The organism is Parahoeflea olei, from assembly GCF_001703635.1.
Lineage (GTDB): Bacteria > Pseudomonadota > Alphaproteobacteria > Rhizobiales > Rhizobiaceae > Hoeflea > Hoeflea olei.
Map to the genome: position 1 here is coordinate 72,022 of NZ_LQZT01000002.1, position 13,389 is coordinate 85,410.

A 13,389-nucleotide genomic window follows, 5' to 3' on the forward strand; every position below is an offset into this window, starting at 1 on the left:
GGGCCGAAGTGGACGAGATCGAGGCCTGGATCCAGAAGTTCTGGGATCTCGCCAACCGTCCCCGATAGGGCATGTGTCGCGGGCGTCCTGGCCCACGTCCACGATGGCCGGCGATGCGCATCGCCGGCGCCTCCGGCCCTTTGCTCAGCCCGCCAGCCCGTCGAGATAGGCTTCGCTGTCGTCGATCGCGAATTCCACCCACATCGGCAGATGGTCGCTCATGCGGTAGGTGCGCCAGTCGCGGAAGCTGCGGCCGGGTTTTTCCACGCGTTCGGCGTCATATTCGCTGGCCTGGTCCTCGCGATAGACATGCTCGAAGACGTCGAACACGCCGGCCTTGCCGGTCGGGCGCATGCCCTTGAGCAGCTTGTAATAGGCAATCTGGTCGTAGTGCTTGTTCTTGTCGACATTCGATCCCGGAACCGTCTGCAGCGGCTCGGGCACCTTGAAGCCCGCCGCCGTCAGCGCTTCCATGGTCACGTCGGCGCGGTTGAAGATGTTGAAATCGCCCAGCAGCAGCAGGTTGTCGCGCGCGGGCTTGCTGTCGGGCGCATAGACCGCGGCCGAGGAGAAGTCGGGGGCATGCTTGGCGATGGTGCTGGCGAGCGCGGTGATCTCGCCCAGCCGGCGCGGATCCACCGCCACCCCCTTGCCGTAGTAGATATGCACGGTCGCCAGCGTGAAATAGGCCCAGCCGGCGCGGAAACCGGCGATATAGGGCGAGCGCGCCATCTGCGGCACGTCCTGGTTCACCGGCATCGCGTCCTCGAGCAGCAGTTCGGCCGCAAGCCCGGTGAAGTCCACCTTGCGGCGGTCGTAGAGAAACGCCATCCGCTCGGAATTGCCGGAGCGCCCGAGCGTCACGTCGGTCACCAGGAAATCCCACCACGAGCCCAGCAGCCGCTTCAGGTTCTGCAGCGGATAGAGGCTCTTGCGCACCTCCTGGATGGCGACGATGTCGAAATGGTCGATCACCTCGGCCAGATAGTAATAGGCCTCCTCGTCGCGGAAGCCGGCTTTCGATCCCTGGTCGAATTCGCGGATGTTCCACGAGGCCATCAGCAGCGTGTCGTTGGCGGATTTGGCCGGCAGCGGATGCGGGCCGCTTGCGAGTCCCGCGCGCAGCGCCTTGATGCCGCGCACGATCCGCTTGCGCTTGTCCGCATCGGCAATGCGCTTGATGCCCGTGTAGTTCGGCATGGCCCAACCCTCCCTGAACCTTTGCGGAGGATAGCGCATTCTCGACAGGATTGAAATCGGGGCGTGATGCAACCGATACCGCGGGGACGAGCTGGGGTCTCGCCGCAAGCCTTTGCAAGGGTTTGCCCGAAAAACACGGCCCGTTTGTCCCCGCTTTCGGCCGGCATGGCAGACTGAAACCGCTTCCGCCATCGGACGGAGCCGCAAACGTGGCGGCGCCGGGCGGAAGGAAGGCCCTTCCCACCCCGCCGGAACGTGCGGCGGGCGCGGAAGGGAGGCGGTGGCCAGAGCGGCTCCGTCGGCGGGTTCGCGACGTCCCTCCAGGCGTTGCAGGCCCAGCCGGCCACCGGCATGCGGCGCGCAGGTCCCGGGCGAAAGCCGGGGTCCCGTGCGTTGACATGACGGGCCTGTGGCGGAGGTTCGCCCCCAAGGGGGCGGGCGCTTCGTGCCGGAACCCGCTTGAAAAAGGCTTCCGCCGCTGCTCCCGTCCGGGGCAGCGGCCCGGCGCAAGCCGGAGACCGCCGCGTCGGGTCACAGGCCGCAGCCGTCACGGGCTCCATGGGCGACACATGCGCCCACCGCGAGTTCGGGACACATCGGTCAGAGGCCCCCAAGCGGCGGCAGCGAAGCGGCATCCGCCTGTCGGACGCGGGACATCGTCCGGCGGCAATCGGGCCGCGCGCCTGGCGCGCCACACCCCCTCGTGCATGCGCCTTCGCATGCACACATCCTCTCTCCGAACGGTGCGCCCCGCGCGCGGCCCTCCGGACCTGCATCGTCTCTCCCCCGGCGGTCTCCGTGCGGGCGCAAAGCCGTATGGTGCAGCGGCACGGAAGCCGGCGGCACCCGGGGTTTTTTCTTGCGGCCCGCGATGCGGCATTGCAATGTACCGGACATGCGCGCGGTCCCGGACAGGGCGCGCCAGCCCGATCCCGAGACCTCATAGGGGAACATGTCATGTCAACGGTACTGTCATTGGCCAGATCACTGGCCGTCGCCGCCGCCGCAGCGGCCGCATCGATCTTTCCGGCGCAGGCGCAGGACCTGCCGGATCTCGGCGGGCAGACGGTGGTGGTCGTCACCGAAAACGCCTATCCGCCGCTGCAATTCATCGATCCCAAGACCGGCGAGCAGATCGGCTGGGAATATGACGCGATGAACGAGATCGCCAAGCGGCTGAATTTCACGGTCGAATACCAGAACACCTCCTGGGACGCGATGATCCAGGCGGTCGCCGACGGCCAGTACCAGATCGGCATGACCGGGATCTCGATCAAGGAAGAGCGCAAGGAAAAGGTCGATTTCTCCGATTCCTACATGCGCTCGGAAATGTTCATGCTGGTGCGTGCTGACGAGGACCGCTTCGACGACGCCAAGAGCTTCGCGGCCTTCGAGGGCGGGCTGGTCGGGGCGCAGCCCGGCACCACGTCGTTCTATGTCGCCGTCTACGACGTGCTCGACGGCGACGAGGCCAATCCGCGCATCAAGCTGATGGAGACCTTCGGCGCCACCGTGCAGGCGCTTAGGACCGGCGATGTCGACGTGGTGCTGACCGACGGCGTGGCCGGCAAGGGCTATGTGGAAGCCTCCGGCGGCGGCTTGAAGCTGGTCGGCGGCCCGCTCGGCGCGGATGATTTCGGCTTCATCTTCGCCAAGGGCTCGGAGCTGGTCGCCCCCGTCAACGCGGCGATCGCCGCGATGAAGGCCGACGGCACCATGGACGCGCTCAACAAGAAGTGGTTCCTCGACTACAAGCTCGGCGAATGAGACCCCATGACTGACGTGAACGAGGGATCCGTCCTGATCGAGGGCTACCGGCCGGGTGCGCTCGCGGGCGTGCTCGGGCTGCACATGGACTATTACGCGCCGGCCTGGGGCTTCGGGCTCGGCTTCGAGACCAAGCTCGCCGCTGAACTCTCCGCCTTCCTCGCCGGGCTCGACCCGGCCCGCGACCTGTTTGCGACCGCCTGGCGCGACGGCCGGCTGATCGGATCGATCTCGATGGATGTGTCGGGGGGCGGCCCGCGCGGCGCGCATCTGCGCTGGTTCGTGGTCTCGGATGCCGCGCGCGGCACCGGGCTCGGCCGGCGGCTGCTCGAACAGGCCATCGCCCATGCCGATGCCGTTTCGGCGGGGCCGGTGTGGCTGACCACCTTCGCCGGCCTCGATGCGGCGCGGGCGCTGTATGAGCGCTTCGGCTTCCGCCTTGCCGAAGAGCTCGATCGCGACCAGTGGCAGGGCGGCGTCACCGAGCAGCTGTTCGTGCGCCCGGCGCCGGTGTCCGCGCAGCCGGACGGAAGCCCGGACCGGTGACGTCCGGCACGTCAACCCCACGGCGAAACGGCGAGGCGGGGGATTTTCCCTGGTGGCTGGTCGTCGCCGCGGCGATCGCGGTGGTGCTGGCCGTGCTGATCGCGATCAACGGCATCTACAGCCAGATCTTCTCGATCGTCTCGCGCGGCATCGGCATCACCATCTTCGTCACCCTGGTGGGGTTCGCGCTCGCCACCGCCATCGGGCTCGGGCTCGCGGTGATGGGCCTGTCGCGCCACCTCGTCCTCAGGCAGATCGCACGGTTCTATGTCGAGATCATCCGCGGCATCCCGATCCTGGTGCTCCTGTTCTACATCGCCTTTGTCGGGGCGCCGGGCTTCGTCGCGGCCTGGAATTTCCTGGCGGCGCCGCTCTTTGCCGCCGGCCTCGCCGAGCCGCTGCTGGTGCGCGACGTCTCGCTTTTGTGGCGGGCGATCATCGCGCTCACCATCGGCTATTCGGCCTTCATCTCGGAGGTGTTCCGCGCCGGCATCCTTGCGGTCGATGCGGGCCAGATCGAGGCGGCCAAGGCGCTCGGGCTCACGCCGTTCCAGCGCTTCCGGCTGATCGTGCTGCCGCAGGCGATCCGCACCATCCTGCCGCCGCTCGGCAATGATTTCATCGCCATGATCAAGGATTCCTCGCTGGTCTCGGTGCTCGGTGTCGCCGACCTCACGCAGATGGGCAAGGTCTATGCCTCGGGTTCGTTCCGCTTTTTCGAAACCTATTCGATCGTGGCCTATGTCTATCTGCTGCTCACCGTCAGCCTGTCGCTTGCGTTGCGCGCGCTCGAAAAGCGCCTGCGCCGCGCCGACCGGCGCCAGGGCCAGGCCGGGGTGTGACAGGCGCCCGTTCCGGCGCGGCATGCCCGCGCACCCCTGGCAATCGAAGGCGCGCATCCCACATGAGAAGTCACAGCCGTGAAAGGATATCCGCCATGAAAACCACCCTGCCGCTCATTCTCGTCGGCTTGATGCTACTTCCCGTTCCTGCCCAGGCCGAGCGGCAGGGCCGCAGGATCGATGCGATCCAGTCGGGCCGGCTCTACGATCCGATCCTGACGCCGCAGTTGAATCCGAGTTACCATTTCCAGCCCAATGCCGAGGCGCAGTTCCTCTACGAATTGCGCAAGGGCCGTGTCCGCACCGACCGGGTGCCCGAGGCACAGATGAACTATTTCTTCGAGCAGCTCGAGAGACAGAAACAACGCTAGGCGGTTTCGGCCGCGATCCCTCGGGCGCGGCGCGATGCGGACGCTCGGGTCGCGCGCCCGTCCGAACCACGGTTTTCCGGTCCGCTGGCCGGCAGCGGCCCCGCCCGGAATCGCACCCCCGCGCCGGCGGACATTCCGGAGCACAGCAGGAGACCTAGCATGTCCGACCCCCGTTCCGCCCCGCCCGCCCGCGCCTCCGATGCGCTCGGCCAGGTCTATGCCGCGTCCGGAGCGGACGAGCTCAATGCCGCCTATGCCGGCTGGGCCGCGGGCTATGACCGGGACACGCTGGCGTCCGGCTATTGCCTGCCGTTCCAGGCGCTGGCCTGGGTCAGCCGCCATGTCGCCCCGGACGCCGGTCCCGTGCTCGATGCCGGCTGCGGCACCGGGCTGTCCGGCCCCTATCTGCAGGCGCTCGGCTACGGCTGGATCGAGGGGCTCGATTTCTCGCAGGCCATGCTCGACATCGCCGCCGGGCGCGGAGCCTACCGGGAGCTCAAACGCGCGACCCTCGGCGAGACCCTGCCGTGGCCGGACGGTCATTTCGCGGCCTTCCTGTGCACCGGCGTGTTCACCGAAGGCCACGCGCCGGCCTCGGGCCTGGTCGAGCTTGCCCGCATCACCCGGCCGGGCGGCATCGGCGTCTTCACCATTCGCGACACGATCTTCGACAGCGCCGGCTTTGCCGGCGTGATCGATGAGCTTTCGGCCCGCGGTGTCTGGCGAAAGGTCGAGACCAGCCCGCCGTTCCGCGCCTTCGCGCTCGACGAGCCGGACGTGCTGGTCACCGCCCATGTCTTCCGGATGCGGGGCTGAGGCGGCCCGCCGGTCAGCCGACGTCCATGACCCCTTCGGGTTCGGTGCGGGCCATGTCGGCGGCCACCGCCGTCGTGATCCAGTGGCGGAACGCCCTGATCTTGGCCGTGTTGCGCCGGCTTGGGGGAAACACCAGCCAGGCGCCGATCTCGTCCCGGCAGGCCCGGCCCAGAGCCGCGACCAGCCGGCCCGAGGCGAGGTCGTCGGCGTAGAACAGGTGGTTGAGCAGCGCCACGCCCTGGCCGGCAAGGGCGGCGTTGGCGCAGAGATCCTGCTCGACGTAATCGTGCCGGGTGTGGCCGGAAAGGTCGGGCGCCTCGATCCCGACCGAGGCGAACCAGCGCAGCCAGGAGGTTTGCCGCGCGCCGAGGATCGGCAGCTTCAACAGGTCCTCGGGCCGCTCGATCGGGCCGAAGCTGCGGGCGAGCGCCGGGCTCAGCATCGGCTCGAAGCTGAACCGGCCGAGCAGGTGGCAGTCGTGGTCGGGCCAGGGGCCGACACCCCAGCGGATGCCGACATCGGCCGGATCGCGGTTGAAATCGGTGATCTTGGTCGCCCGCAGCAGCCGCACCGCGATGTCCGGGCATTCGAGCTGGAAGCTGCCGAGATTGCGCGCAAGCCAGAAGGCGGCGAAGGTCGGCGAGGAGTGAATCTCCAGCGTCCGGTTCGACACCTGCCTGGCCTGCCCGATCGCCTCGTCCAGCAGATCGAAGGCCTTGGTCACAGGTGGCAGCATGCGTTCGGCCACCGCGGTCGGCACGATCTGGCGCGGCTGCCTGAGAAACAGCCGCTCGCCCAGCGTCTCCTCGAGCAGCTTGATCTGGTAGCTCACCGCCGTCTGGGTCATGCCCAGCTCCTCGCCGGCCCGCGAAAAGCTTGCGTGGCGCGCCACCGCCTCGAACACGCGCAGGGCATTGAGCGGATATTTGCGCGACAGTTTCATGCATAAGCTCTCTTGATGGGCGCAGACGGGAATTCCGTTGGAACTGCGCGGTCCGGCTCGTCTATCTGAGCCCTGGCATATCAGAAAATCACCCTGCCACAGGGAAAGAGGACACGGCAATGCGCAACGGGATATATCCCCCGCGGCGCCCTTCGGGGCGGCCTTGCGGGCTGGCGAAGCTATGGCGCCTTTTGGCTCTGCGCCTTGCCGGCCGGACCGAGCCGGACGGCGCCGGGCTCAATCCGTGGATCCGGCGCGACATCGGCTTGGGGCCCGATGGCCCGCGCGGCATCGCCGAGGTGCGGCTTGCCTTCGATCGCAGCCTGCTCCGGAGCGGACAGCCGCTGCCGTGAGCGCGCCGCCGCGCGGGGCGCGCGCTGCCGGACGGAACCCGGGGCCGGCTTTGGCGTTGAGGGNTCACGGAAGAATTCAGTCGCGCGCCGTATCTGCCCTGGCAGGTGATCACGGTACGGCTCTTCATCGCCACCTGTCTTGGCGGCGTGCTCGGCCTCGAACGCGAGATCGCCGAGCGGCCCGCAGGCTTCCGCACCCACATGATGGTCGCGCTGGCTGCCTGCGTCTTCGCCATCATCACGCTCGAAATCACCGCCATGCCGATCTTTGCCGATGATCATGTGCGCACCGATCCGCTGCGTCTGGTCGAGGCGATCACCGCCGGCGTGGCCTTCCTCGCCGCCGGCTCGATCCTGATGCGGCGCGGCAAGGTGCAGGGGCTGACCACCGGGGCGGGGATGTGGCTTGCGGGCGCCACCGGCCTGTCGGCCGGTCTCGGCCTGTGGCTGGTGGCGCTGCTCGCCTGCCTTCTCGGCGCGGCGGTGTTGGCGCTGGTGCGACGGCTCGAGACCGGCATGGCGCTGAAACGGGCCAAGGTTTCCGCCGGCGCGCGCGACGCAACCCCGCATCCGGAGGGGCCGGGGGAAGGCCGCGGCTGACCGCGCTCAGATTGCCAAGGCGCAAAGATGCTGGTAAGAGCCGGACCATGAAAATGCCGCTTCAGACCCGTTCCGGGAAGACCATCGTGCTGCAGGACGCCAAGCGCCTGCCGGCCCGGTTTTTCGCGTGGCTGTCCGGCGTCCGGTCCGGCGGGATCCGCGTCTAGGCCTTGCCGGCGGCCGCTGCCCTGCCGGGGCCGGTCACCGCTCCCCACGGTTTCCGTTTTCCATTAGCCTTTCTATGCCAAGGACATGACCATGACCGCACCACGCACGATATACGACAAGATCTGGGACGACCACGTTGTCAGCCAGCAGGACGACGGCACGGCGCTGCTGTATATCGACCGTCACCTCGTGCACGAAGTGACCTCGCCGCAAGCCTTCGAAGGCCTGCGCACCGCGCACCGCAGCGTGCGCGCGCCGGAAAAGACGCTCGCCGTCGTCGACCACAACGTGCCCACCACGCCCGATCGCCATGAAGGCATCAAGAACGAGGAAAGCCGCATCCAGGTCGAGGCGCTCGCAACCAATGCGGCCGAGTTCGGCGTCGAGTATTTCAACGAGAGCGACAAGCGCCAGGGCATCGTCCATATCGTTGGTCCCGAACAGGGCTTCACCCTGCCCGGCACCACCATCGTCTGCGGCGACAGCCACACCTCGACGCACGGCGCCTTCGGGGCATTGGCCCACGGCATCGGCACCTCCGAGGTCGAGCACGTGCTCGCCACGCAGACGCTGATCCAGAAAAAGGCCAAGAACATGCTGGTCGAGGTCAACGGCGAACTGCCCGAAGGGGTGACCGCCAAGGACATCATCCTCGCCATCATCGGCGAGATCGGCACTGCCGGCGGCACCGGCCACGTCATCGAATTCGCCGGCGACGCGATCCGCGCGCTGTCGATGGAAGGCCGCATGACGGTCTGCAACATGACCATCGAAGGCGGCGCCCGCGCCGGCCTGATCGCGCCCGACGAAAAGACCTTCGCCTATATCAAGGACACGCCGCGCGCGCCCAAGGGCAAGGCCTGGGACATGGCGGTCGACTACTGGAAGTCGCTGGCAAGCGACGAAGGCGCCCATTACGACAAGATCGTCCGGCTCGATGCCGCGGCCCTGCCGCCGATCGTCTCCTGGGGCTCCTCGCCCGAGGACGTGATCTCGGTCAACGGCGAGGTGCCGAACCCCGACGACATCAAGGACGAAGCCAAGCGCAGCTCGAAATGGCGTGCGCTCGACTATATGGGCCTCAAGCCCGGCACCAAGATCACCGACATCGCCATCGACCGGGTGTTCATCGGCTCCTGCACCAATGGCCGGATCGAGGACCTGCGCGCCGCCGCCAAGGTGGTCGAGGGCAAGACCGTCAACCCGAAGGTGAGCGCGATGATCGTTCCGGGTTCGGGTCTCGTCAAGGAACAGGCCGAAGCCGAAGGCCTCGACAAGATCTTCCTCGCCGCAGGCTTCGAATGGCGCGAACCGGGCTGCTCGATGTGCCTGGCCATGAACGACGATCGTTTGAAGCCCGGCGAACGCTGCGCCTCGACCTCGAACCGCAATTTCGAAGGCCGCCAGGGCTTCAAGGGCCGCACCCATCTGGTCTCGCCCGCCATGGCCGCGGCAGCCGCGATCGCCGGCCACTTCGTCGATATCCGCGACTGGAAATAATCCGGCCCGAGGGCTTGAGCGTTTACGCGAAAAATCCCCGGCAGCCCGCGCTGCCGGGGATTTTTTGTGGTCCGTTGCCTGGAAGCCGGGACGCCGGTCCGGGTTGCGGCGCTGCCGCTACCGTTCGGGGCGGATGATGCAGACCTTGCCGGAATAGTCGCAGGCGCCGCCGAAGCCCTTCGGGCCGATGCCGAGCGCCTTTGGTCCGCGTAGGGTCGGAACCTCGATGATCCGCATGTCGCCGGGGCGGCGGCGGTTGTCGTCGCCATAGACATAGGTGCCGTTGCCGGGGTCGCGCCAGGCCGACCAGCCGCCGAAATAGTCGCCGTCGGGGCGTTCGTGGCGGCGGCGCCGATCGTCGCCGCGGTAGTCCCGGGCACGGTCGCGCGCGTCGCGCTGCGCGCCATCGCGATAGAAGTCGCGGTCGCTGTCAAAGGTCCTGTCGCGCCGGTCCTCGCGGCGCACGCCCCAGTCCTGCCGGTCGGCGCCGCGCTGTCCCCACTCCACCCGGTCCCGGCGTCGCTCCTCGCGCCGGCGTTCGCGCTCGTTCCAGGCGAGGACGTAGCCGTCGGCTGCGCCTGCCGCAGCGGCCTCGCCGGGCGGTGGCGGGAGGGTCCGCGCGTCGGCGAGAGCGCCCGCGGGCGCGAGCAGCAGGCATGCCGCGAGCGCAAGGAGGAATGTCGGTTTCACTGTCGTCGCCATGGTTCGGTCCCGGCCGGCCATCTCGCTGCCGGCCCTTGAAAAAGTCGTTTCGCTGCAAGCGATTGTCGCCGATCCGGGCGCCCGCGTGAAGGGGGTTGGAAATTGGATCGATTTTAACCTTAAGATCGGGGCCGGGGAGGCCGGCTATGGCTTGACCCCACCCGCGGTTTGCGAAAAACATGCCGCAGAACCGATGGGATTGCCATGAACACGCCAGACAAGATCGACATTTCGCTGCTGCGCCTCAAGGATGCGCATCAATTCTCGCCGCTGCTCGCCGACTATGCGCAGTCGCTCAAGCGTGGCGCGCCGCGCAGGCCGGACGACTATTACGCCGAAACGCTGCTGCAGGACCGGGTCGCGCAGGTGTTCGGCGCCCGGCTCGATGGCGAACTGGTGGGTTTCGTGATGTTCTACGACCTGCCTGATCCGGTCACCGGCATGCGCGTCGGCCAGGTCGACCATCTCTATGTCAGCCACCTGCACCGCAACATGGGAATCGCCCAGGCGATGATCGACATGCTGGTCGAGGAAAGCGATTCCCACGGCTGGGAGCGAATCGTTCTCAATGCGCCGCGTCTGCCCGACGACGGCCGCAAGCTCTATGAAAAGATCGCCACCAAGGCGGATTTCTCGAGCTGGGAAATCCGTCTCGACCATGCCCGGTGAGCCCTGCGGCAGACCCTCGCCAGACCGGTTATTCGGAATTTAACGATTTGAACCGATTGAAGGCAGGGCACGCGCCGACGGGTGCGCTGCGTTCGACCAAAGGCCATTCTGCGAAGGGCAAAGCGGGCTTTGACGCGGTGCACATAAGGCACTAAAACGCTGTCACGGCTGCCGGCTTGCGCATGCGCAAGGCGGCCGTGGCGTTCCTTGAGGGAAAGAAGGACCAGGTCCCTATGACCAATGCGACACAGAAGCGGCCGCTTTCGCCGCATCTCCAGATCTACAAGCTCACGCCGACATTCCTGATGTCGGGCTTCCACCGCGTCACCGGCGCCGGGCTCTATTTCGGCGCGGTGCTGATCGTCTGGTGGCTCGTCGCCGCGGCATCGGGCGAAGAGTATTTCAACTGGGTCAGCTGGCTCTACGGCTCGTGGTTCGGCTATTTCACGCTGTTCTGCTTCAGCTGGGCGCTGATCCATCACCTGCTCGGCGGCATCAAGCACCTGGCCTGGGACATCGGCTACGGCTTCGAGAAGCAGCTCGCGGTCAAGGTCGCCAAGATCCAGATCGTGTCGTCGGTGGTGCTGACGGTCCTGGTCTGGATCATCGGCATTTCGTTGAGCTGAAGGAGACCATCATGGCAGACATGCGCTCACCGCTCGCAAAGGTTCGCGGACTTGGTTCGGCCAAGGACGGCACCATGCATTTCTGGCACAGCAGGGTCACCTCTGTCGCCGCCATTCCGCTGACGATCTTCTTCCTGGTCCTGGGCTTCTCGCTGCACGGCGCCTCCTACGAGGAGGTGCGCGCCACCTTCGCCAATCCGTTCGTCTCGGTGTTCGCGCTGGCAACGCTGCTGATGATCATCTGGCACATGAAGCTCGGCATGCAGGTGATCATCGAGGACTATATTTTCGTCGAGCGCACCAAATGGGTGCTGTTGATGCTCAACAGCTTCTTCACCGGCGTGCTCGCGCTGCTCACACTCTTCGCCCTGGCCAAGCTGGCCTTCGGCGCGTGAAGGATTTCCGAGGCATGGCACAGACACACTCCACCTCCAGCGCCGCCCAGGGCGCAAAGAAGGCCTATACCATCGTCGATCACGCCTATGACGTGGTCGTGGTCGGCGCCGGCGGCGCGGGCCTGCGTGCGACCCTCGGCATGGCCGAGCAGGGCTTCCGCACCGCCTGCATCACCAAGGTGTTCCCCACCCGCTCGCATACCGTTGCCGCACAAGGCGGCATCGCCGCGTCGCTCACAAACATGACGCCCGACTCCTGGCAGTGGCACATGTACGACACCGTCAAGGGCTCCGACTGGCTCGGCGACGTCGACGCCATGCAGTACCTGACCATGGAAGCGCCCAAGGCGGTCTACGAACTCGAACACTACGGCGTGCCGTTCTCGCGCACCGAGGATGGCCGCATCTACCAGCGCCCGTTCGGCGGCCACATGCAGAACTACGGCGAAGGCCCCCCCGTGCAGCGCACCTGCGCCGCCGCCGACCGCACCGGCCACGCCATCCTGCACACGCTCTACGGCCAGTCGCTCAAGAACAATGCCGAATTCTTCATCGAGTATTTCGCGCTCGATCTCTTGATGGAAGACGACGGCCGCTGCACCGGCGTGGTCGCCTGGAACCTCGACGACGGCACCATCCACCGCTTCTCCGCCAAGATGGTGGTGCTGGCAACGGGTGGCTATGGCCGCGCCTATTTCTCGGCAACGTCCGCGCACACCTGCACCGGCGACGGCAATGCCATGATCGCGCGCGCCGGCCTGCCGCTGCAGGACATGGAATTCGTGCAGTTCCACCCGACCGGCATCTACGGCGCGGGCTGCCTGATCACCGAAGGTGCGCGCGGCGAGGGCGGCTACCTCGTCAATTCCGAAGGCGAGCGCTTCATGGAGCGCTATGCGCCGTCGGCCAAGGATCTCGCCTCGCGTGACGTGGTCTCGCGCTGCATGACCATGGAAATCCGCGAAGGCCGTGGCGTCGGCAAGGCCAAGGACCACATCTACCTGCATCTCGACCATCTCGATCCCGCGGTGCTGCACGAGCGGCTTCCGGGCATCTCCGAGAGCGCCAAGATCTTCGCCGGCGTCGACGTGACCCGCGAGCCGATCCCGGTGCTGCCGACGGTGCACTACAACATGGGCGGCATCCCCACCAATTACTGGGGCGAAGTGCTCAACCCGACGCCGGACCAGCCCGACCGCGTCGCGCCGGGCCTGATGGCCGTCGGCGAGGCCGGCTGCGCTTCGGTGCACGGCGCCAACCGGCTGGGCTCGAACTCGCTGATCGACCTTGTGGTGTTCGGCCGTGCCGCGGCCATTCGCGCGGGCGAGGTGATCGACCGCGAGAGCGCCATTCCTTCGGTCAACCAGGCCTGCTTCGACAAGATCATGGCCCGCTTCGACCGGCTGCGCCACGCCAATGGCTCCCAGCCGACGGCGGACCTGCGCGAGAAGATGCAGCGCGCCATGCAGGAAGACGCAGCCGTGTTCCGCACCCAGGAATCGCTCGAATCGGGTTGCCGCCGGATCTCGCAGATCTGGACCGAGCTTCCCGACGTCAAGGTCACCGACCGCTCGATGATCTGGAACTCGGACCTGATGGAAACGCTCGAACTCGAGAACCTGATGGCCAATGCGATCACCACCGTCTATGGCGCCGAAGCCCGCAAGGAAAGCCGCGGCAGCCATGCACGCGAGGACTATGTCGACGGCCCCTATGGCGGCCGCGACGACGAGAACTGGCGCAAGCACACGCTGGCCTGGGTCGACGAGAAGGGCAAGGTCACGCTCGACTACCGCCCGGTGCACACCGACCTGATCGCCGAAGGCATCGATCCCGCCAAGATCGCGCCGAAGGCCCGGGTGTATTGAGGCGACGCCAATGATGATATGCT

15 protein-coding genes are annotated in these 13,389 nt (G+C 66.9%); 11 read left to right on the top strand and 4 right to left on the bottom strand.

Annotated elements, in window-relative coordinates:
* Nucleotides 1–144: 144 nt before the first annotated feature.
* Nucleotides 145–1,200, bottom strand: coding sequence for an endonuclease/exonuclease/phosphatase family protein (locus tag AWJ14_RS03425; protein ID WP_066175021.1), 1,056 nt, complete (start codon nt 1,198–1,200; stop codon nt 145–147).
* A gap of 957 nt (nt 1,201–2,157) precedes the next feature.
* On the opposite strand from AWJ14_RS03425, the gene AWJ14_RS03430 reads away from it, so the two are divergent.
* The 5 genes from AWJ14_RS03430 to AWJ14_RS03450 all read left to right on the top strand — a co-directional run bounded on the left by AWJ14_RS03430 (nt 2,158) and on the right by AWJ14_RS03450 (nt 5,542).
* Nucleotides 2,158–2,967 (top strand): transporter substrate-binding domain-containing protein, encoded by an 810-nt coding sequence (locus AWJ14_RS03430; protein WP_066175023.1) that lies wholly within the window; start codon nt 2,158–2,160, stop codon nt 2,965–2,967.
* Nucleotides 2,968–2,973: 6 nt separating this feature from the next.
* A complete protein-coding gene (locus tag AWJ14_RS03435; RefSeq protein ID WP_245304113.1) occupies nt 2,974–3,513 on the top strand; it encodes a GNAT family N-acetyltransferase in 540 nt (179 codons plus the stop codon).
* Entirely contained in the window at nt 3,510–4,355 is an 846-nt protein-coding gene (locus tag AWJ14_RS03440) for an amino acid ABC transporter permease (protein ID WP_066175025.1), read from the top strand. The genes AWJ14_RS03435 and AWJ14_RS03440 overlap by 4 nt, the downstream gene beginning before the upstream one ends.
* A gap of 95 nt (nt 4,356–4,450) precedes the next feature.
* Nucleotides 4,451–4,726, top strand: coding sequence for a hypothetical protein (locus AWJ14_RS03445; RefSeq protein WP_066175027.1), 276 nt, complete (start codon nt 4,451–4,453; stop codon nt 4,724–4,726).
* A gap of 159 nt (nt 4,727–4,885) precedes the next feature.
* Nucleotides 4,886–5,542 carry a class I SAM-dependent DNA methyltransferase gene (locus tag AWJ14_RS03450; RefSeq protein WP_066175030.1) on the top strand — a complete coding sequence of 219 codons (657 nt, stop codon included), beginning with the start codon at nt 4,886–4,888 and terminating at the stop codon, nt 5,540–5,542.
* 13 nt (nt 5,543–5,555) lie between these two features.
* Here the strand turns inward: AWJ14_RS03450 and AWJ14_RS03455 are convergent, their stop codons facing one another.
* Nucleotides 5,556–6,485, bottom strand: a complete 930-nt coding sequence (locus tag AWJ14_RS03455) for a LysR substrate-binding domain-containing protein (RefSeq protein WP_066175032.1) — start codon at nt 6,483–6,485, stop codon at nt 5,556–5,558.
* Nucleotides 6,486–6,664: 179 nt separating this feature from the next.
* A partial coding sequence (locus AWJ14_RS22510; RefSeq protein WP_210183491.1) for a hypothetical protein occupies nt 6,665–6,901 on the bottom strand: 237 nt, incomplete at its 5' end.
* Between the two features lie 84 nt (nt 6,902–6,985).
* Here AWJ14_RS22510 and AWJ14_RS03460 point away from each other — a divergent pair.
* Both AWJ14_RS03460 and leuC read left to right on the top strand, forming a co-directional pair.
* Nucleotides 6,986–7,438: an MgtC/SapB family protein gene (locus AWJ14_RS03460; RefSeq protein ID WP_425349609.1), complete on the top strand. Its 453-nt coding sequence runs from the start codon at nt 6,986–6,988 to the stop codon at nt 7,436–7,438.
* 258 nt (nt 7,439–7,696) lie between these two features.
* Complete coding sequence (gene leuC, locus AWJ14_RS03465) at nt 7,697–9,106, top strand: 3-isopropylmalate dehydratase large subunit (protein WP_066175035.1); 1,410 nt, start codon at nt 7,697–7,699, stop codon at nt 9,104–9,106.
* Between the two features lie 117 nt (nt 9,107–9,223).
* Here the strand turns inward: leuC and AWJ14_RS22515 are convergent, their stop codons facing one another.
* Nucleotides 9,224–9,808: a hypothetical protein gene (locus AWJ14_RS22515; RefSeq protein ID WP_066175036.1), complete on the bottom strand. Its 585-nt coding sequence runs from the start codon at nt 9,806–9,808 to the stop codon at nt 9,224–9,226.
* A gap of 204 nt (nt 9,809–10,012) precedes the next feature.
* Between AWJ14_RS22515 and AWJ14_RS03475 the strand changes: the two genes are divergently transcribed.
* The 4 genes from AWJ14_RS03475 to sdhA all read left to right on the top strand — a co-directional run bounded on the left by AWJ14_RS03475 (nt 10,013) and on the right by sdhA (nt 13,366).
* Nucleotides 10,013–10,477 carry a GNAT family N-acetyltransferase gene (locus AWJ14_RS03475; RefSeq protein WP_066175038.1) on the top strand — a complete coding sequence of 155 codons (465 nt, stop codon included), beginning with the start codon at nt 10,013–10,015 and terminating at the stop codon, nt 10,475–10,477.
* A gap of 233 nt (nt 10,478–10,710) precedes the next feature.
* Entirely contained in the window at nt 10,711–11,103 is a 393-nt protein-coding gene (gene sdhC, locus AWJ14_RS03480) for a succinate dehydrogenase, cytochrome b556 subunit (protein ID WP_066175201.1), read from the top strand.
* Between the two features lie 11 nt (nt 11,104–11,114).
* Nucleotides 11,115–11,498 carry a succinate dehydrogenase, hydrophobic membrane anchor protein gene (gene sdhD, locus AWJ14_RS03485; protein WP_066175040.1) on the top strand — a complete coding sequence of 128 codons (384 nt, stop codon included), beginning with the start codon at nt 11,115–11,117 and terminating at the stop codon, nt 11,496–11,498.
* Between the two features lie 14 nt (nt 11,499–11,512).
* Nucleotides 11,513–13,366: a succinate dehydrogenase flavoprotein subunit gene (gene sdhA / locus AWJ14_RS03490; RefSeq protein WP_066175041.1), complete on the top strand. Its 1,854-nt coding sequence runs from the start codon at nt 11,513–11,515 to the stop codon at nt 13,364–13,366.
* Nucleotides 13,367–13,389: the final 23 nt, after the last annotated feature.

Excerpts from the sequence above, each read along its gene's own strand:
- AWJ14_RS03425 (WP_066175021.1), bottom strand. The coding sequence starts at position 1,200 with ATGCCGAACTACACGGGCATCAAGCGCATTGCCGATGCGGACAAGCGC.
- AWJ14_RS03430 (WP_066175023.1), top strand. The coding sequence starts at position 2,158 with ATGTCAACGGTACTGTCATTGGCCAGATCACTGGCCGTCGCCGCCGCC.
- AWJ14_RS03435 (WP_245304113.1), top strand. The coding sequence starts at position 2,974 with ATGACTGACGTGAACGAGGGATCCGTCCTGATCGAGGGCTACCGGCCG.
- AWJ14_RS03445 (WP_066175027.1), top strand. The coding sequence starts at position 4,451 with ATGAAAACCACCCTGCCGCTCATTCTCGTCGGCTTGATGCTACTTCCC.
- AWJ14_RS03450 (WP_066175030.1), top strand. The coding sequence starts at position 4,886 with ATGTCCGACCCCCGTTCCGCCCCGCCCGCCCGCGCCTCCGATGCGCTC.
- AWJ14_RS03455 (WP_066175032.1), bottom strand. The coding sequence starts at position 6,485 with ATGAAACTGTCGCGCAAATATCCGCTCAATGCCCTGCGCGTGTTCGAG.
- leuC (WP_066175035.1), top strand. The coding sequence starts at position 7,697 with ATGACCGCACCACGCACGATATACGACAAGATCTGGGACGACCACGTT.
- AWJ14_RS22515 (WP_066175036.1), bottom strand. The coding sequence starts at position 9,808 with ATGGCGACGACAGTGAAACCGACATTCCTCCTTGCGCTCGCGGCATGC.
- AWJ14_RS03475 (WP_066175038.1), top strand. The coding sequence starts at position 10,013 with ATGAACACGCCAGACAAGATCGACATTTCGCTGCTGCGCCTCAAGGAT.
- sdhC (WP_066175201.1), top strand. The coding sequence starts at position 10,711 with ATGACCAATGCGACACAGAAGCGGCCGCTTTCGCCGCATCTCCAGATC.
- sdhD (WP_066175040.1), top strand. The coding sequence starts at position 11,115 with ATGGCAGACATGCGCTCACCGCTCGCAAAGGTTCGCGGACTTGGTTCG.
- sdhA (WP_066175041.1), top strand. The coding sequence starts at position 11,513 with ATGGCACAGACACACTCCACCTCCAGCGCCGCCCAGGGCGCAAAGAAG.